We start from the raw sequence: 18674 nt of genomic DNA on the forward strand, positions 1-18674 counted from the left end.
AATCAGCTGAAATCGGTATGAGCGCTGCGGCCTCTGCGGCCCATCTTCTGTGATGGGCTCGATGACGAAATCGCTGGCCGGAATCGATCAGGCCAGCGGTTTGTCGGGTTGCAGCACGGGCGAATTGTTTCCTTGTTTGATGACATTTCAATGACAAGGCCATCGCGAACAAGCTTTCCCGGCCAATTCGAGGCCGGGAAAGCTTGGTACAGCCCGTCATCAAACCGTCATGCACCGGGTCGGGGCAGGCTGCTGCTGAAGCTTCATTCTTCCTGCGCCAGCCCCTACGCCAAGCTCTGCGGCAGGCTGTAGTAGGCCACGCCGAAATCCTGCAGCGCGCCGGTGCGGCGATCACCGATGTGATCGATGCGGATGCCGGTGCAGGCCGGCACGATGCCCGGCGCCGGCCGACCTTCGTGCAGCGCCGCGTACTGCTCGGCGTTCAGCGCCACGGCGCCGTCGAGCGAGCCAGCCAGATGGATGCGGCTGGCGGCGTCCTGCCAACCCGGCACCACTCTCGCCGGAATCGCTTCCGAAGCGTCGCCGCTGCCGTAGCCGATCAGCAGGATCTCGCGGCCGGCGAGATCGCGGCCGGCTTTAGCGGCTTCTTCAAGGCCGGCGGCGAGCCAGCCCGGGAGTGCTGCCGAATACAGGTTGCCCATCGCCATCATCGGCTTGGCGCCGAGGCGCATCTTGTCGTCGACCACGCGCTTGTAGGTATCGGTCTCGCGGAAGGCTTTCATCAGCCCGGCAGTCAGCGGATACGGTTCGGCGACCGTGCCGTCGAAGTCCGGCTCGAAGGCGCGTGTGGTCACCGCCGCCATCTCGGCCGCGAGCTGCACCGGATCGACGCCGGAGGCCACGCAGTAGCCGTTCAGTTCGTCGGCACCGAGTGCACCGTCGGCGCCGAGCGCGAACAGGTAGCCGAGCGCCCAGGCCGTGACCGGCATCTTGTGATACGGGCGATGCATGAACACCGCTTCCAGTTCGCGGAAATAGCGGCCGTGGGCACCGCCGCGCTTGGCCAGCAGCTGGTCGATCGCCGACAGCGTCTCGTCGACATAGCAGGCGGTCGAGAACTTGCCGTTGAACACCGGGAAATCGGACAGGCGGCCGCTGACGCTGGTGGTCTGGCCGGCATAGCGCTGGAACGGCTTGCGGAAATCGAGGCCGCGGAAAGTCGAGGCGCTGCCGCCGTTGCGCAGATCGAGGGCGACGATCTTCGGATCGCGCTCCAGCAGCATGGCGACGGCACCGGCGCCCTGCGTCGGTTCGCCGGACGAGCCGCGCTCGTATTCGGCGATGTCCGCAGCCACGACCACGGCCTGACGCTCGGCGCCATCGTGGGCCAGATAGCGCACCGCGCCCTTCAGGCCGTAGACGCCGGCCAGGCAGGCCTGCTTGAACTCCGGCACCTCGCAGTCGCGGGCGATGCGCGGCCGGCCGGTGGCGGCCAGCGCGCGATCGACGAGACCGCGGACGATCACCGCTCCGGTGGCGTTGTCGACGCTGGACTCGGTGCCGAGCGCCAGATAGCCGATCTTCGCCGGGTCGACGGCATTGCGATCGATCAGCGCCAGCACCGCGTTCGCCGCCATCGTGTAGACGTCTTCCTCGACACCCGGCACGCGGAAGCTTTCACCGATCACCGCGCGGGTCTTGTCCCAGCTGTTGCCGGTCCACTCGCACCATTCGCGCAAGTCCACGCGATACGGCGGCACATAGGCCGCGAAGGCACTGATGCCGAATTCTGCCTTGCTCATGTCTTCTCTCTCTTTTTAACGCCCGACGTCAGTCAGTGGTGGACTTCGTAGGTGCGGTTTTTCCATTTCGAGCGCACGCCGCGCCAGCTCCGGATTGCGGAACTCCACGTCATCCCCAGATACAGCGCCCCAATCAAAGGTGAGGCCAGCGCCCAGATCGGCGACAGGCCGTAGTAATGCAGGGTCGGCACATAGGCTGCGCACATTGCCAGCAGCGCCAGGGCGGCCAGCCAGGAACCATGCGCCAGTGCGACCAGCGGAAACCAGTAGGCCAGCGCGAACAGCGCGGTGACCAGCAGCAGCAGCGGTGTGGAATAGCGCAACTGGGTGAACGCCGACCGGGCAACCATGTCATGCACGCTTTTCAGGGTGCCGTACGGCCGCAGCGAAATGACGCCGCGGCTGAGGCCGATCCAGGTCTTGTAGCCACCGTCCTTGATGTGCCGCGCCAGGGTGCAGTCATCGATCAGCGCGTCCTTCAGGCATTCGAAGGCATTGACCTTGCGCAGTGCTGCAGTGTCAACCAGCACGCAGCCACCGGCCGCAGCCGCCACCCACTTCGATGGCGAATTCGACACCGCGAACGGATAGATCAGCTTGAAGTAGTAGACGAAGGCCGGCAGCAGCAGACGATCCCAGAACGAGGTGCGGCGCAGATCGGCCATCAAGCTGACGAAGTGCGCGCCAGTGGCCCGCTTGTGCGCGAGCAGTGCCGACAGCAGGCCTGGTTCCAGTGCGATATCGGCATCGAGCAGCAAGCTCATCGACGTCTTGACCCGCGACTTGCCCTGCTCCAGCGCCCACAGCTTGCCGGCCCAGCCTTTCGGCAGCGGCTGGCCGACGATCACTTCGACATTCGGATAGCGGCGGGCGATGTCGCCGGTGCCGTCATCGGACTGGTCGTCGATGACGACGATCTTCAATCCCGAACCCTGCGCTTGCAGACTGTCCAGCGTGCGCTCGAGGACTTCGGCCTCGTTGCGGGCCGGGATCAGCACGGTCACGGTCTCCATGTCACCGAGTCCGCCCTGGCCGTTCGGACCGAAGCCGGTTGGCTCCAGTTGCTCGCGGACGCTCCACGGCCGCCACGGGGCCAGCCACAGGCCGAACCACATGACAGCCGCAGGAACGGCCAACCAGAACGCGGCATCCATCTCGATCACCTTTGACGATCGGCGGTTGCGGAGATCGCAGCGGCCGTCTGGCTCAGGCCCTAGGCCTTTTCGGCGGCCGGCTTGGCCTTCTTGGTGATCGCGCTGATCGGAATCCGCACCGCTGCTGCATCGCTGCGATCGCCGTAGAGAATCGGCAGGTCGGGCGCCATCGGGCCATCGATGTCCGGGCCGAACAGCGCCACGCGCGCCGCCTTCAGCGGATTGGCGAAGGTGTCGTTGACCGCCGTGCCTTCAAAGCCGCAATGGGCCATGCAGTTGTCGCACTTCGGGTTCTTGCCGACACCGTAGTTTTCCCACCGGGTGGTTTCCATCAGCTCCTTGTAGGTGCTGACATGACCTTCGTCGACGAGCAGGTAGCAGGGCTTCTGCCAGCCGAACACGTTGTAGGTCACCGTGCCCCAGGGCTCGCACTGGTAGGCCTGGTTGCCGGCGATGAAGTCGAGGAACATCGGCGACTGGTTGAACTTCCAGTTCGACTTGCGCGCCCGGCCGATGCGGAACACATCGCGGAACAGCTGCTTCGACGAGGTGCGGCCGAGGAACACGTCCTGACGCGGCGCGTGCTGGTAGCTGTAGCCCGGCGACACGGTGATGCCTTCAACGCCCAGGGTCATCGCGTAATCGAAGAAATCGGCGATCTCTTCCGGTGGCTCGCCCGAGAACAGCGTGCAATTGATGGTCACGCGGAAGCCGCGCTCGACGCACATCTTGATCGCTTCGACAGCCTTGACGAAGACGCCGTCCATGCACACCGATTCGTCGTGGCGCTTTTCCAGACCGTCGAGATGGATCGACATCGTCAGGTACGGCGACGGCGTGTAATCGTTGATGTGCTTCTTCAGAAGGATCGCGTTGGTGCACAGGTAGACGAATTTCTTCATCTTCACCAGGCCGGCAACGATCTGCGGCATTTCCTTGTGAATCAGCGGCTCGCCACCGGGGATCGAGACCATCGGCGCGCCGCATTCGGCGGCGGCGGCCAGCGCCTTTTCGACGCTGACCCGCTGCTGCAGGATGTCCTTCTCGTAATCGATCTTGCCGCAGCCGGCACAGGCGAGATTGCACTGGAACAATGGCTCCAGCATCAACACCAGCGGATAGCGCTTTTCGCCCTTCAGCTTCTTGCCGAGGAGGTAGCGTGCGACGGTGACCTGCTGGATAAGCGGAACGCCCATGGGTTCTCCAAAACTCTAGTGACTGCGCCGGACGGCGCTGCTGTGACGACTCCGCCGAACGCTGGCGGTGCCTTTTGCAGAGCGTGAGGAACCGGCCTGATCCAGACCAGTCCCCGAATCCTGCATTTTATGCCAAAGACGCCAGCGGCTGCCGCGCATACACCCCGGCGTGCTGGGCACGGATGCGCGCCCACTCGATCTTGAACCACGGCGTGAAGCGTTCCGGGCTCGCTTCGATCTCGGCATCGAGCGCATCCGGCGCGATGTAGCGGACCGCCGAAATCTCGTTGGCGTTGACCACCGGCGCCACATCGCTGCGGCCGGCGTAGACCCAGCACAGCTCATGCTCGGCGCCGGTGGCGTCGAACTGCGCCTGATACTGGAACTTGAACAGGAAATCGAAGCGGCATTCGAAGCCGAGCTCTTCCTTCAGCCGGCGATGAATCGCGATATCCATGGTTTCGCCGCGGCGCGGATGGCTGCAGCAGGTGTTCGACCAGAACTGCCCCCACAGCCGCTTGCCCGCCGCGCGCTGCTGCAGCAGCAATTCGCCGGCCGAATTGAACACGAACAGCGAGAACGCGCGATGCAAGGTGCCGTGGCCCATGTGGGCTTCCGCCTTCAGCAAATAGCCGACTTCGTTGTCCTGCTCGTCGACCAGGATCAGCGGCTCGTCGTCGAAGGACACAACCTCGTGCACGCCGCCAACCGCCATCTTCATGTCACCCAATGCGCACCTCCAGGCCCGAATAACCCGCGTCACGCAGCGCGGCGATGACGCGCTCCGGATGTTCCGGCGCCAGCGCGATGATCGAACCGCCGCCGCCGCCGCCCGTCAGCTTGGCGCCGAGGGCGCCCTGCTCGCGGCAGATCTGCACCATTTCCTCGATTTCCCAGCTCGATACCCGCAGCGCATTGAGCAGACCGTGGCAGACATTCATCAGATCGCCAAGGCGCTCGAGCTGATAGTTCTGTACCGCGTCGACCCCTTGCAAGGTCAGCGCGTCGATCTGCCGGAAGATGTTCTCGTACAGCTCCGGATTCTTCTGCCAGGCCGCGCGTACGCCGCCGACGGTTTTCGCGGTCAGGCTTTCCTTGCCGGAAATGCCGACCACCAGCGGAATCGGCTTGCTCAGGTCCAGCGGCTTCATCAGCAGCGGCTGGCCTTCATGGGCGCGGCGATAGAGCAGCGGCTTGCCGAAGGTGGCGACGGTGTTGTCGATGCCGCTCGGCGTGCCGTGGGCGACTTTCTCGCACTCGAAGGCCAGCGCGTTGATCTCGTCATCGGTATGGCCGAGCTTGAAATGCTGGTCGAGCGCGCGGATCACCGCTACCGCCATCGCCGCCGAGCCACCGAGACCCATGCCGCGCGGCACGTTGGGGAACACTTCGATGCGCAAGGAACGCTCGGTCAAACCCAGCTTGTCGAAGACGATGCCGAGCGAGCGCTGGAACGAATCGCGATGCGCTGGATCCTTGTGCAGACGTGACTCGACGCCCCAGCGCGGAATGATCAGATCGACACCCGGATTGGCGCTGCCGCTGTCGCCGTCCTGCACGCTCGCCTCGATGGCCAGCGGCACCGGTGCGGCGATCGCATGGCTGCCGTAGACGACGGCATGTTCGCCCAACAGGATGATCTTGCCGTGGCCCTGGGAGCGCGGCGCGTTCGACGTCGGCTCTTCGCTGCCCGCCTCCTGACGCATCGCTTTCTTGACCTGCACGACGATTTCCTGCGCCTTCCAGATCTTGATGTCGCCGCCTTCGATCAGGCGCTCGACCACGGTTTCGAAGATCTCCGGCGAGGCGCCGGCAGCCAGCGCCACCGAGCGCGCGTGCAAGGTCATGTGACCCTGCTGGATGCCTTCGGTCGCCAGCGCCCGGATCGCCGAGAAATTCTGCGCCAGGCCGACCGTGCCCATCACCATCGCCAGTTCGCGCGCCGACGTGGCGCCGAGCAGGCGGTGGTTCAGCGCAACCGTCGGGTTCGACTGCAGCGGGCCGCCGACGGTACCAACCTTCATCGGAATCTCGATCTCGCCGACCAGCGCGCCGTCATCGCCCTTGTACCAGCGGGTCAGCGAGGTATAGCGGCCGGAGCGGGCGGCATAGGCATGGGCGCCGGCTTCGATCGCGCGCCAGTCATTGCCGGTGGCCAGCGCCACGGCATCGACGCCGTTCATCACGCCCTTGTTGTGAGTCGCGGCGCGGTAGGGATCGACGCTGGCGAAATCGGTGGCCAGCACGATGCCATCGCGCACTTCCTCGCCCGAGAAACCCTTGCCGGCGAGGCGCGCAACCGGAATCACGCACTTGGCGCGGACCAGCGCGCGGTCGGTGAGGTTCGACAGGATGCGCAGGAACACCTTGCCGCCGGTGATCGACTCGACCAGCGAGGCCAGGCCTTCGCACATCGTGTTGACCAGGTTGGCGCCCATCGCGTCGCAGGTATCGACGACCAGATGCAGCACCATCATGTCGCCACGGCCATCGGGCCGCGGGTGCAGATGGATCTCGACATCACGGGCACCGCCGCCACGGGCGACCATCTGCGGATGCAGCGAATTGGCGAGGTTCAGCAACTCGGCCTTGCGCTTCAGCAGCGCGCTCTGGGCACGCGGCACGTTGGGGATGTCGACGACCTGGATCTGGCCGATCAGCATCGACTCGTCCATCTCCGCCGTGAAGCCACCGGCACCCCGAACGATCTTCGCCGCACTCGACAGTGCGGCGACGATCGACGGCTCCTCGACCACCAGCGGGATGACGTAATCCTTGCCGTTGATCAGGAAGTTCAGCCCCAGACCGACCGGCAGCCCCATGACCCCGACGACGTTCTCGATCATCTTGTCGGCGCGATGCAGCGACAAGGTGTGCTCGCCGGAAATCATCTGCTGGTAGTCGGCTTCCGACACCCAGCCGCGCTCGCGCATCAAGCGCACGCGATCGCTGACCGACAGCTTGTAGAACTTCGGGATCCTCGATTTATCCGGCGATTTATCGGGCGATTGGTCCGCGGCGGGCGCGGTGGGCTGGGGTTCGGCACTCATGCTTCGACACTCTCCGTTATCGCGATCCGCAGGCCGGTCGTATCGACCGCCAGCGGCACGCTGGCGAACCCGGCTGCTGCCAGCTGCGCGACGGCAGCAGTCAGACGCTCGGGGTCCGTTGCAAACAACACGCCGACGTCACCACCACCGGCACCACAAGGCTTGTAGACCACAGCTTCATGCGACGCTGCGACGGCAGCGATCGCCACATGCTCTTCGGAATAGATGCTGACACCGCTGGCCAGGCCGAGCGCACGCAGATCGTTGGCGTAGCTGGACGCACAGCTCAGGAAGCCCGCCGCGTCACTGGCCGAGAGTGCCTCGACAGCGGCCGAGGCGATCGAGCTCAGCGCGTCCATCCGGGTCCGGTATTCGGCTTCGTGATCGAGCCGCCAGGCGCGCAGGATCGACAGGAATTTCGGCGTCGACGCCGAGCGGCCGGACCAGATGAAGCGCTGGTGCAGACCCGCCGGCCAGGACAGCGGCCGTGCGGTTGGCGTGGTACCGCCGTCGTTCAGTTGATAGGCGATGACGCCGCCGATCAGGCTGGTCGCGACATCGACACCACTGCCCTGTCCGCCCTGGAACTTGCGGTGCAAGGCCAGCAGGCGCGGCAGCCAGCTGGCATGGCTGGCGGCATCGTCGGCTTGTCCGGTTGTCTGGCCAGCACGAGCGACGAAGGCCATGGCCAGCGCCACCGTCAACGCGGCGCTGGAACCGAGCCCCAGCTTGGGGCGTTCGGCATTCTGGGTGTCGAAGAACGCCGAGGTATCGAGTGCCAGATTGAAGCCGCTGCCGGCAGCCGGCGCCAGGCCTTCATCGGCCAGGCCGCGCAGCACTTCATCGACCAGACTCAAGCGGGCAGCATCAGCGCCGGCAGCCTGCCAGTCCGGCAGGCCATTGCTACCGATCGAAAATGGCGTGCGCGCCTTCAGCACGTCCGGCGCAAACACTTCGCAGCGCGGGCCAGGCTGTGCGGTCAGTTTTGCCACGGCGCGACGGTCGACAGCCATCGCCACCGCTGGCGCACCTTCGAGCACGGCGTACTCGCCGAGCAGCACCAGCTTGCCGGGCGCCGATGCTGCGATGTTCATGAGCGGGTCATGGGTAGGCTTACGCAGCAGCCAGATCGGCGACGGCAATCAAGCGCGCCGGGCCGCCGAGACCGGTCTCGACGACATTCAGCACGCCCGGTACTTCGCGCAGCGCAGCGGCCACGGCAGCGGCGGCCGATGGCAGACAGACCGCTTTCAGCTGAGGACCAGCATCGATGGTGAAGAACACCGGCACGCCCTTGGCGCGCAGGCTGCGCACGCAATGCATCGCCGCCACCGTTGCCGCGTTCCAGTACAGCAGGCCCGGCTTCGCGGCCAGCGCCAGCGCGTGCATCTTCAGACAGCTGTGTTCGGAGATATCGGCCAGGCGCTCGAAATCGCGCGCGGCAATGGCCGCGCGGGCTTCGGCGAGATCGGCGTCCTGCGAGTCGATCCAGGCTTGCTGATAGGGGCTGGTGTCGGCTGTGCGGTTCATGCCTACGGTCGAGCCGATCGCTTTTTCGGCCGTCGAGGTGATGGCAACCGCCACGCTCAGCGGCCAGGCCGAAGCTTCGAGCAGCGGCGTGGCGACCGAATCCTCACCATCGGCCTGCTGGCCGTGCGCCCATTCGACATAGCCACCGAAGATCGAACGCGCCGCCGAACCGGAGCAGCGCCGCGCCAGCACCGATTGCTCGGCCGGTGTCAGCTTCAGACCCAGTGCCGCGTCGCCAGCCATGATCATCGCCGCGAAGCCGGAGGCCGACGAAGCAAGGCCGGCGCCGGTCGGAAAGTTGTTTTCGCTGATCACTTCGGCGCGGCTCGTCACGCCGGCGCGGGCGCGCAGCAGATCGAGACAGGCGCTGGTGCGCTTCAGCTGCTTGGCGTCGACCTTGCCGTTCAGGGTCATGGTATCCGCTGATAGCGCGTCATCGAAGCGGACTTCGGTGCGCGTCCAGAGCGTGTCCAGGGTGATCGACAGCGAACCGACCACCGGCAGGTTCAACCGCAGGTCGCGCTTGCCCCAGTACTTGATCAGCGCAATGTTCGGCTGGGCCTGGGCCGCAGCACGACGGGAAACGTCCAGCGTCGTCGACATCACGCTCATAAATGGTGCACGGGGTTCGCGGTCGAAATTGGGCAAGGCCCGCGAAAACGGGGCCAGCACGATGGACAGTCAGACAGATGTGACAGTTTCACGAGCGAAGTTTACTAGACCGTCACGATGACGACGAATAGGGCCCCCTATGCCCTACCTCGTCACGGCGACGGCAGCACCGCGATCCGCGTCCAGACCGAGGTCATGCCGAAGATCGGCAGCCCGAAATAGCCGCGCAGATTCAGGTGATCGCGATCGGCCAGCGAGACCTGCACGCGATAGGTGCGGCCATCGTTGCAACTGTAGACGCGGCCATCGAGCCAGTGATCCTGGCCGTCGAAGTGCAGGCCTTTCAGCATCGGCAGGCCGATCAGCGGCCGCTGACGCAACGCCGGATCCGGGTTGCGGTGATCGAGCAGCGGCTTGCCGTTCAAGGCCGGGCCGTCCTTTTCGTCGTAGGTCTTGTCGAGCAGCCAGGCGATCGAGCCGCGGTACTCACGACCGGCTGGGCCGTCGGCCGGATGGATGTCGATCACCGCATCCTTCGAGGCGATCAGCCAGCGGCCGACGATTGCATCCGGCAGCCACGGCGCATCGGCTGTCGTTCTGAGCGGCAGCAAGGCGATCGCGGCCAGAGCGACAGCTTTCAGAAACGGCGACACGGCTGACCCTGCGTCATCAAGGTGGCAACTTCTGAGTCCGGTGATTGACGTTACACAAACCGCCAAAGCGACGCAGCACACAGCGGCACCAAACTTGCGCCGCTACCATGTGGCGATTCCCTGCCGCTCATCCAGACTGCCCCCGGCCCGTCGTGACCCTTGCCTCCATCCTCGGCCACGCCCTACTGATCGCAACCTGCGGTTACGCGTTGCTGAGCCTGCTGGCCTGCCGCTGGTGGCAGCGCCGCGTGCAGCGCCAGCCGGGTGCGACGCAGGCGGTGTCGGTGCTGAAGCCGCTTTACGGCCACGAGCCCGGCCTGTACGACAACCTGCGCAGCTTCTGCCTGCAGGATCATCCGCACTATCAACTAGTGTTCGGCCTGCACAGCGCGAACGATGCCGCGCTGGTCACCGTCGAGCGCTTGCGTGCCGAGTTTCCGCAGCAGGACATCGCCGTGGTCATCGATGCCCGCGTGCACGGCCTGAATCTGAAAGTCAGCAACTTGATCAATCTGCTGCCGCAAGCGCGCCACGACTGGCTGCTGCTGGCCGACAGCGACATCCATGCGCCGCCCGATCTGCTGCGCCGGATCACCGCGCCGCTGGCCGATCCGACGGTCGGCGTGGTCAGCTGCCTGTATCGCGGCACCGCACTCGGCGGCCTGTGGTCGCGGCTCGGCGCTCAGTTCATCGATGACTGGTTCGCACCCTCGGTGACCCTGGCGCGGCGCTTCGGCTACACCGACTATTCGTTCGGCGCGTCGATCGCTCTGCGTCGCGACACGCTGAGCACCATCGGTGGCTTCGCAGCGCTGTCCCAACACGTGGCGGACGACTACTGGCTCGGCGAGCTGACTCGCCGGCAGGGCCTGCGCACGATGCTGTCGGAATGCAGCGTGCAGACCGATGTCGTCGAAACCCGGCTCGCCGATCTCGCAGCCCGCGAACTGCGCTGGCTGCGCTCGATCCGCTCGATCGCGCCGCTCGGCTATCTGTCCATGTTCATCTCATTCGCCACGCCGATGGCCGTTGCCGGCTGGTTCATGGCCGGTGAAACCCTGCTCGCCAGCCTGCTGGCCAGCGCGGCCCTGGGCTTGCGCCTCGTGCTACATTCGGTTCAGTCCAGAGTCTCAGAACGAACGTCGAAGCCACTGGATTTCTTGAAGAATTTCGCATTGGTACCGGTCCGCGACTGCCTGTCGCTGCTGCTCTGGACGATCGCCCTAGCCGGCCGTGTGGTGCGCTGGCGCGGTCGCCAGATGAAGATCGCTCGGCGCGTCCGCCGCCCCGCCCGAACCCCAGCCCTGCAATGCCCGCCCGCCCCGAGCCAGAGACCGAGCCGCTGAAAAGTGCACTGAAAACCCTGTTCCTGCAGGCGCCGTCCTTCGATGGTTTCGACGGCGGCGCCGGCAGCCGCTATCAGGCCAAGCGCGAGATCAAGAGCTTCTGGTATCCGACCTGGCTGGCCCAGCCGGCGGCAATGGTGCCGGGCAGCCGGGTCGTCGATGCGCCGGCCGATGAGCTGAGCGTCGAACAAAGCCTGGCGATCGCCGAAGCCTACGAGCTGGTGATCATCCATACCTCGACACCATCGTTCCCGACCGATGCCAAGTTCGCCGAGCTGCTGAAAGCGCGCGCGCCGCAGATTGTCATCGGCATGGTCGGCGCCAAGGTCGCCGTCGATCCGGGCGGCTCGCTGAAGGCCTCCGAAGCCATCGCCTTCGTCGCCCGAGAAGAATTCGACTACACCTGCGCCGAACTCGCCGCCAACGACAAGCCCTGGGCCGAGATCAGCGGCATCAGCTATCGGTTGGCCGATGGCACGATCAAGCACAACCCGCCGCGCGCCACGATCGAGGACATGGACGCGCTGCCGTTCGTGGCACCGATCTACCAGCGCGATCTGACCATCAAGAACTATTTCATCGGCTATCTGCAGCACCCGTACGTGTCGCTGTACACCGGCCGCGGCTGCCGCTCGAAATGCACGTTCTGCCTGTGGCCGCAGACCGTCGGTGGTCATCGCTACCGGGTGCGCTCGGCCGCCAACGTCATCGAGGAAGCGCGCTGGATCCAGCAGCACATGCCGGAAGTGAAGGAACTGATGTTCGACGACGACACCTTCACCGATTCCTCGAACATGGCGCGTGTCCACGAGATCGCGATCGGCTTGGGCAAGCTCGGCTGGACCTGGAGCTGCAACGCCAAGGCCAATGTGCCGTATGCGTCGCTGAAGCTGATGAAGGAGAACGGGCTACGGCTGCTGCTGGTTGGCTACGAATCCGGCGACGACCAGATCCTGCACAACATCAAGAAGGGCCTGAAGACCGACATCGCCGAACGCTTCACCGAGGACTGCCGGAAGTTGGGCATCGTCATCCACGGCACCTTCATACTCGGCCTGCCCGGCGAAACGAAAGCGACGATCGAGAAGACCATCGAGTGGGCCAAGGCGATCAACCCGCACACCATTCAGGTCTCGCTCGCCGCGCCGTATCCCGGCACCACGCTGTACAAGCAGGCGGTCGACAACGGCTGGCTGATCGAGAACGACGCGGTGAATCTGGTCAACGAGCAGGGCGTGCAGCTGGCGGCGATCAGCTATCCGCATCTGTCCAAGGACGAAATCTTCCATAGCATGGAAGTGTTCTACCGGCGCTTCTATTTCCGCCCGAGCAAGATCTGGGAAATCGTTCGCGAGATGCTCAGCGATTGGCAGATGCTGAAGCGGCGGCTGCGCGAAGGGGTGGAGTTTTTCCGGTTTCTAAAGGCGCGTGAAGCCTGATTTTCTTGTCTCCTTCCCCCGCCTGCGGGGGGAGGGAGCAACTCGGTTGTCGCGATCGATGAAGCGCCCGATTCGTCTAATCCTCAACGCCGACGACTTCGGCCTCGACACCTCCGTCAACATCGCAGTCGAGCGCGCCCATGTCGACGGTGTGCTGACCACCGCCAGCCTGATGATCGGTGCTGCTGCGGTTGGCGATGCAATTGAACGCGCGAAACGATTGCCGCGGCTCGGCATCGGCCTGCATCTGGTGCTCGCCGATGGCCCAGCGGTTTCTGCATACGAGACCATCCCCGATCTGGTCGATGCCAGCGGCCGCTTCGGCGACCACATGGCCCGTGATGGCTTCCGCTTCTTCTTTCTGCCGCGGGTTCGCCGGCAACTGGCCATCGAGATCCGCGCCCAGTTCGAAGCGTTCCGGGCGACCGGCCTCGCGCTCGATCACGTCAACGCACACAAGCATTTCCATCTGCATCCGACGGTGCTGAGCCTGATCCTCGACATCGGCCGCGATTACGGCCTGAACGCCGTGCGACTGCCACGCGAGCCCGGCGCGGCAGCGCTGCTCGCGCCCTGGCTCGTGCTGACCCGGCGGCGACTGGGTGTTGCGAACATCCTGCACAACGATGCGATGTTCGGCCTGCGCACAACCGGCGCGATGGATGCAGCGGCACTGCTGGCAGCGATCGAAAAACTGCCGCCGGGCTTGAACGAAATCTATCTGCATCCGGCGACTCGTCGAAGCTTGACGCCGACGATGAGCGATTACCGGCACGACGACGAACTGGCCGCGCTGCTGTCGCCAAGCGTGCGGGACGCAATCGCACAGCGCGGCATCGTCACCGGCCGCTGGGCCGATTTCGTCGAGCGCCAATGACGAAGTGGCTGCCGGCGCTGTTCGGCCTGCTGGGCCTGGGTCTGCTGATCGGACTGGTCGCGCATGGCGGCACCACGGAAATTCTCACGCTACTGGCGACCGCTGGCTGGGGCCTGCTCTGGCTGATTCCGTTTCACGTGCTGCCGATCGCGCTCGATGCCGAAGGCTGGCGGGTGCTGCTGCGCCATCGCGATGTCAGCGGTACAGCTCATCTGCCATTCCTATGGTGGATCGCGTCGGTGCGTGAAGCGGTGGGCCGGCTGCTGCCGGTCGGCGGTGTCGGTGGCGAGATCGTCGGCATCCGTCTCACTTTGTGGCGGGTGCCGGATGGCGCGGCGGTCACCGCCAGCGTCGTCATCGAAACCTTGCTGACCATCGTCAACGTCTATCTGTTCGTCGCCGCCGGGCTGTGTCTGGTGATCGCGCTCGATGGCGGCAGCCTCGCCGGTTCGTTGCTCGGTGGACTCGCCGCGACCCTGCCGGTGCCGCTGTTGCTGTACTGGCTGCTGCGCCACGGCGCGCTGTTCGCACGCATCGAACGCGCGGTGATCGGCATGCTCGGCGAGGAGAGCAAGCTCGCCGCGCTGTTCGGCAGCGCATCGAAGCTGGACGCCGAACTGCGGCTGATCTTCGAGCGTCGCCGTGATCTGCTGATCAGCCTGCTCTGGCAGCTTGCGGGCATGGTCGTCGGCGCCTTCGAGGTCTGGCTGGCGCTGCGTCTGCTCGGCCACGAGATTTCACCGCTGGCGGCGATCGCGCTGGAAGCGCTGGGTCTGTCGATCCGCCACTTCGCGTTCTTCGTGCCGGCCGGCCTCGGCGTGCAGGAAGCGGGCTTCGTGCTGTTCGGCCAGTTGCTGGGCGTGCCAGCCGATGCGGCGATCGCGCTATCGCTGGCGAAACGCGTGCGCGAACTCGGTTACGGCATTCCGGCGCTGCTGTCCTGGCAATGGGCCGAGACGCGCCGGGCGCTTCGGAGGTAGGGCGGGCCCATGCCCGCCTGCACATTCGCCAGCGAACCGTGTCGGCGGCCAGGGGCCGCCCTACGGCTTAGAGATAGCCGTTGTCGCGAAACCAGCGCACCGCATCTTCCAGCGCAGCACGCGCCGGGCGCGGCGCATAGCCGAGTTCGCGCTTCGCCTTCGCGCAGGAGAAATACATCCGCTTCTTCGACATGCGGATTTCCTCGACCGTCGCCACCGGCGCACGGCCGGTGAACCGCGACAGCGCTTCGGCGAAGTAGGCCACCGGCATCACGGCCGCATGCGGCAGCTGGATCTTCGGCGCGCGGCGGCCGGTGATGTCGGCGATGGTGGCGAGGATTTCGCGCAGGCTCATGTCGTCACCGCCAACCACATAGCGCTCGCCGAGCTTGCCCTTGCGATACGCCAGCAGATGGCCTTCGGCGACATCGTCGACATGGGCGACGTTCAGGCCGGTATCGACGAAGGCCGGCATGCGGCCGGCCGCGGCATCGCGGACCACGCGGCCGGTCGGCGTCGGCTTGACATCGCGCGGGCCGATCGGCGTCGATGGATTGACGATGACCACCGGCGCGCCCTGCGCGGCGAGGTCACGCACCGCTTCTTCGGCGAGGAACTTGGAGCGCTTGTAGTGGCCGACCATGTCGGCAATCGTGACCGGCGTGCGCTCGTCGCCCGGCGTGCCGTTCTTCGGGATGCCGAGCACGGCGACGCTGGAGGTGTAGACGATGCGCGCCACACCGGCGGCATGCGCAGCCGCAACCAGCGCCCGCGAGCCATCGACATTGGCCTGATACAGCTCGTCCGGATTCGGTGCCCACAGCCGGTAATCGGCGGCGACATGGAACACCGCATCGCAGCCTTCGACGGCGCGCTGCAGCGATGCGGGATCAGTCAGATCGCCGACTACCACCGTGGCATCCAGGCCATCGACGTTGCGGCGATCGGAGTTCTTGCGGCTCAGCAGGCGCAGCTCGAAACCGTCGGCGAGCAGGCGGCGGGCAACCGCCGAACCGACGAAGCCGGTGGCGCCGGTGACCAGGGCAATGGGTGGCTTCATCGAGCGGATTCAGTCGCGAATGCAAAATCGGGAGCGGCGGCGCAGACGGCGCGCAGGCTGCGCTCGGCCGCGGCGAAGGAACTGGCGAGACCGGGCAACTTCATGATCTGCCACGGCGCCTTCAGCAAGCCGCCGATCATCGCCGCCACTTTCGGCCGGCCATAGGCGTCGACACCGTCGATCACCGCCAGCGGCAGCGTTGCTTCGGCGTCATCGACGATCGCCCGCACGGCGAGGAACGGCAGGCCGTGCGCGGCGGCGACATCGGCGATCGCCGAGCTTTCCTGGTCGACGGCGACGGCCTGGCTTTGGGTATGGGCCAGATACTTGATGCCGGCGTTGAGCAGGGTCTGCCGCGTGGTCAGCAGGCGGCCATCGACCAGCGCGATATCGGCTTGCGCGCAGGCGGCAACGAGACGCGCGCGCCAAGCATGATCGGTATCGACGTAGTGACCGTCCATGAACATCACCTGGCTGGGCACCACGACATCGCCCGACTCCAGCACCGCCGCCAAGCCACCGGCAGTGCCGAAGCTGAGCAGTGCCTGACAGCCGCGATCGACCAGCACTTCGGCAGCCATCGCCGCGGCCGTTTCGCCGATGCCGGAGACGTGGATCAGCAGACCGGGGCGGCCTTCATTGAGCCCGGGCTTCGGCGCACGCAGGCCGAGCGCTTTCGCTTCCGACAGCAAGGCGACGACGATACCGAGCTTCGCTTGCGGCATCGTCATCACTGCTCCGGATCAGGCCGTCCGGCGCGTGAGCAGCTGGCGGTAACGGGCCAGCGTCCACAGCGGGAAGTAGGCGTCGTAGCCGTAATACTTCATGTAGAACACACGCGGGAAGCCCGGCGCGTTGTGGCCCGGGTCGTGCCACAGACCGTCGTACTGGCCGCCGCTGTGCTGATTGGCGATCAGCCATTCGATGCCAGCCTCGATCGCCGGATGCTCGGCGCCGTGCACGGCCATCAGCGCGAGCAGCGCCCAGGACGTGCTGTTCGGTGTGCTGATCGCCACGCCCTTGCGCGGCATCGTGCCGGTCAGCGCGGGATCGAGATAGGTGTCGTTGGTCTCACCCCAGCCGCCATCGGCGTTCTGGCGCGCTTCGAGGTAGGCCACGGCTCTGGCGATGTACGGCGCATCGGCCTTCTCGCCGACCAGCGCCAGTCCGGCCAGCGCCGACCAGGTGCCGTAGATGTAGTTGGTGCCCCAACGTCCCCACCAGGAGCCGTCCGGCTGCTGAGCTTTCTTCAGATACTTGATCGCGCGTTCGATCGCCGGGCGATCTTCCGGACGCTTGAGCACGCCGAGGAAGGCGAGCACGCGGCCGGTGACGTCTTCGGTCGGCGGATCGAGCATCGCCTTGTGATCGGCGAACGGAATCGAGTTGATCCAGTGATGGGTGTTGTCGGCGTCGTAGGCGCCGAAGCCACCGTTTTTCGACTGCAGACCGAGTAGCCATTCCGCCGCGCGGCTGACCGCTTCCGCATGACGATTGCCGCCCACCGTGCCTTCGCGGCCGGCCAGATGCATGACGCCGGCAACGACGGCGGTGTCATCGAGATCCGGGTAGTACTCGTTCCAGTACTGGAACGCCCAGCCACCGGGGCGCAGGGATTTGTCCGGTGCCGACTGGATCCAGTCGCCGACGTGATCGAGGATCTGACGCGGCTTCATCCAGTCTTCGGCACGGCGGATCGCGGCCTTGGTCACGGCGCGGCTGGAGCCGTCCGGCGCATCAGCGTGGATCAGCGCCATCATCGCCCAGCCGGTATCCCAGGTCGGCGACAGGCAGGGCTGCACGTAGGCGCTGCCGTCCGGCGTTTCCTGGATCAGTTTCTGGATCGACTTCAAACAGGTGGCGCGCAGCGGGTGATCGGCCGGATAGCCGAGCAGGGCCAGCGCTTCATAAGCGTTGACCATCGCCGGGAAGATGCCGTTGATGCCGTCCTCGCCATTGAGGCGGGCGACGAACCAGTTCTCGGCACGCTTCAGCGCCAGCTTGCGCAGCTTCTTCGGCGCGAAGCGATCCATGGCGCGGCCGAACTTGTCGAGCGCCAGGAAGAACCTGGCGAACGCGGTGTCGTTCGGGAACCAGTGGGTTTCCTGCTCCGGCGGGCGCACGAACAGTTCGGCGATGTGAATCTCGCGCGGGTTCTTGGCTTTGGCCTTCAAGGTGCAAAGCACGAACAGCGGCACCATGACCGCGCGCGCCCAGGTCGCGACCTTGTAGATCTCGAACGGGAACCAGCGCGGGAACAGCACGATCTCGACCGGCACATAGGGTGCTGCCGCCCACGGCACCTGGCCGAACATCGCCAGCAGGATGCGGGTGAAGACGTTGGCCTTTGCGGCACCGCCCATCGCCAGGATCACTGCGCGGGCGCGGACCATGTGCGGCGCATCGACGTCGTCACCGGCGCACTTCAGCGCGTAATAGCTCTTGACCGTGCAGGACAGATCGATCGCGCCCGGCTGATCGTAATTGCGGTACTGCGGCCAGCCGCCGTGTCCACCTTGAGGGCCATCGAGCACTTGCTGGGCGCGGATGAACCTGGCGATCTTCGCCTGCAGCGCGTCGTCGATCTCATCCATGAAATGCATCATCAGGATGTATTCGGCGGGGATCGTGCAGTCCGCCTCGAACTCGAAGCACCACTCGCCGTCCGGCTTCTGCAACTTCAGCAGCGCTTCGCGGCCGATGTCGATCGCCGCATGCAGCCGGCCTTCGGCCTCGGCGATCAGCTCGCTGGGCGAGCGCCCAAACAAGGCAGCAGTCAGGGCGGCATTCGGTGCATTCATCGGCATCAAGTCTTCGGTTGCGGACGTTACTTGCTCAGGAACCGATGCACGCAAAAACTGCGCACAGCCGGCGCTGGAATCAGGCTTCGAGCGGCGCCTGAGCCGGCGTGGTGACGATCTGCGGCAGGCCGGCCGCGGTGCGCCGGAACAGGAAACGCAGCCAGGTGTTGCTGCGGATGCCGACGCTGGTCAGCGCCATCGTCCACATTACCG

At 65.6% G+C, this 18674-nt stretch carries 15 protein-coding genes; 4 read left to right on the forward strand and 11 right to left on the reverse strand.

Going from position 1 to position 18674, the window contains the following annotated elements; translation table 11 throughout:
• Window positions 1-284: 284 nt before the first annotated feature.
• The 8 genes from Q0D45_RS01625 to Q0D45_RS01660 form a co-directional block, all read right to left on the reverse strand.
• On the reverse strand, window positions 285-1763 hold the full coding sequence (locus Q0D45_RS01625; RefSeq protein ID WP_293387625.1) for a hypothetical protein: 1479 nt from the start codon (window positions 1761-1763) through the stop codon (window positions 285-287).
• Window positions 1764-1795: 32 nt separating this feature from the next.
• Entirely contained in the window at window positions 1796-2917 is a 1122-nt protein-coding gene (locus tag Q0D45_RS01630) for a glycosyltransferase (protein ID WP_293387651.1), read from the reverse strand.
• Between the two features lie 59 nt (window positions 2918-2976).
• Complete coding sequence (hpnH, locus tag Q0D45_RS01635; RefSeq protein WP_293387627.1) at window positions 2977-4113, reverse strand: adenosyl-hopene transferase HpnH; 1137 nt, start codon at window positions 4111-4113, stop codon at window positions 2977-2979.
• A 127-nt stretch (window positions 4114-4240) separates the two neighbouring features.
• Window positions 4241-4834 (reverse strand): isopentenyl-diphosphate Delta-isomerase, encoded by a 594-nt coding sequence (gene idi, locus Q0D45_RS01640; RefSeq protein ID WP_293387653.1) that lies wholly within the window; start codon window positions 4832-4834, stop codon window positions 4241-4243.
• 1 nt (window position 4835) lies between these two features.
• Window positions 4836-7163, reverse strand: coding sequence for a hydroxymethylglutaryl-CoA reductase, degradative (locus tag Q0D45_RS01645; RefSeq protein ID WP_293387629.1), 2328 nt, complete (start codon window positions 7161-7163; stop codon window positions 4836-4838).
• The gene (locus Q0D45_RS01650) at window positions 7160-8257 is read right to left on the reverse strand and encodes a hypothetical protein (RefSeq protein ID WP_293387631.1); all 1098 of its coding nucleotides are present in this window, start codon (window positions 8255-8257) and stop codon (window positions 7160-7162) included. Before Q0D45_RS01650 ends, Q0D45_RS01645 begins: the two co-directional genes overlap by 4 nt.
• Window positions 8258-8276: 19 nt before the next feature.
• Window positions 8277-9296: a diphosphomevalonate decarboxylase gene (gene mvaD / locus Q0D45_RS01655; protein ID WP_293387633.1), complete on the reverse strand. Its 1020-nt coding sequence runs from the start codon at window positions 9294-9296 to the stop codon at window positions 8277-8279.
• 161 nt (window positions 9297-9457) lie between these two features.
• Window positions 9458-9958 (reverse strand): DUF2147 domain-containing protein, encoded by a 501-nt coding sequence (locus Q0D45_RS01660; protein ID WP_293387634.1) that lies wholly within the window; start codon window positions 9956-9958, stop codon window positions 9458-9460.
• 152 nt (window positions 9959-10110) lie between these two features.
• On the opposite strand from Q0D45_RS01660, the gene hpnI reads away from it, so the two are divergent.
• From hpnI to Q0D45_RS01680, 4 genes are read left to right on the forward strand one after another with little or no spacing between them, the layout of a single operon-like run.
• Window positions 10111-11304: a bacteriohopanetetrol glucosamine biosynthesis glycosyltransferase HpnI gene (hpnI, locus tag Q0D45_RS01665; protein ID WP_293387636.1), complete on the forward strand. Its 1194-nt coding sequence runs from the start codon at window positions 10111-10113 to the stop codon at window positions 11302-11304.
• An 8-nt stretch (window positions 11305-11312) separates the two neighbouring features.
• The gene (hpnJ, locus tag Q0D45_RS01670; protein ID WP_366946306.1) at window positions 11313-12743 is read left to right on the forward strand and encodes a hopanoid biosynthesis associated radical SAM protein HpnJ; all 1431 of its coding nucleotides are present in this window, start codon (window positions 11313-11315) and stop codon (window positions 12741-12743) included.
• Window positions 12744-12801: 58 nt separating this feature from the next.
• Window positions 12802-13620, forward strand: coding sequence for a hopanoid biosynthesis-associated protein HpnK (hpnK, locus tag Q0D45_RS01675; protein ID WP_293387640.1), 819 nt, complete (start codon window positions 12802-12804; stop codon window positions 13618-13620).
• On the forward strand, window positions 13617-14600 hold the full coding sequence (locus Q0D45_RS01680; protein WP_293387643.1) for a lysylphosphatidylglycerol synthase domain-containing protein: 984 nt from the start codon (window positions 13617-13619) through the stop codon (window positions 14598-14600). The genes hpnK and Q0D45_RS01680 overlap by 4 nt, the downstream gene beginning before the upstream one ends.
• Before the next feature lie 67 nt (window positions 14601-14667).
• On the opposite strand, the gene hpnA is transcribed toward Q0D45_RS01680, so the two are convergent.
• Genes hpnA through shc form a run of 3 tightly spaced genes read right to left on the reverse strand, consistent with a single transcriptional unit; the run spans window position 14668 to window position 18461 of the window.
• On the reverse strand, window positions 14668-15660 hold the full coding sequence (gene hpnA / locus Q0D45_RS01685) for a hopanoid-associated sugar epimerase (RefSeq protein ID WP_293387645.1): 993 nt from the start codon (window positions 15658-15660) through the stop codon (window positions 14668-14670).
• The gene (locus Q0D45_RS01690) at window positions 15657-16391 is read right to left on the reverse strand and encodes a hypothetical protein (RefSeq protein ID WP_293387647.1); all 735 of its coding nucleotides are present in this window, start codon (window positions 16389-16391) and stop codon (window positions 15657-15659) included. Before Q0D45_RS01690 ends, hpnA begins: the two co-directional genes overlap by 4 nt.
• Before the next feature lie 12 nt (window positions 16392-16403).
• The gene (gene shc, locus Q0D45_RS01695; RefSeq protein ID WP_293387649.1) at window positions 16404-18461 is read right to left on the reverse strand and encodes a squalene--hopene cyclase; all 2058 of its coding nucleotides are present in this window, start codon (window positions 18459-18461) and stop codon (window positions 16404-16406) included.
• Between the last annotated feature and the right edge of the window lie 213 nt (window positions 18462-18674).

It is taken from the genome of Nevskia sp. (assembly GCF_023266035.1).
Lineage (GTDB): Bacteria > Pseudomonadota > Gammaproteobacteria > Nevskiales > Nevskiaceae > Nevskia.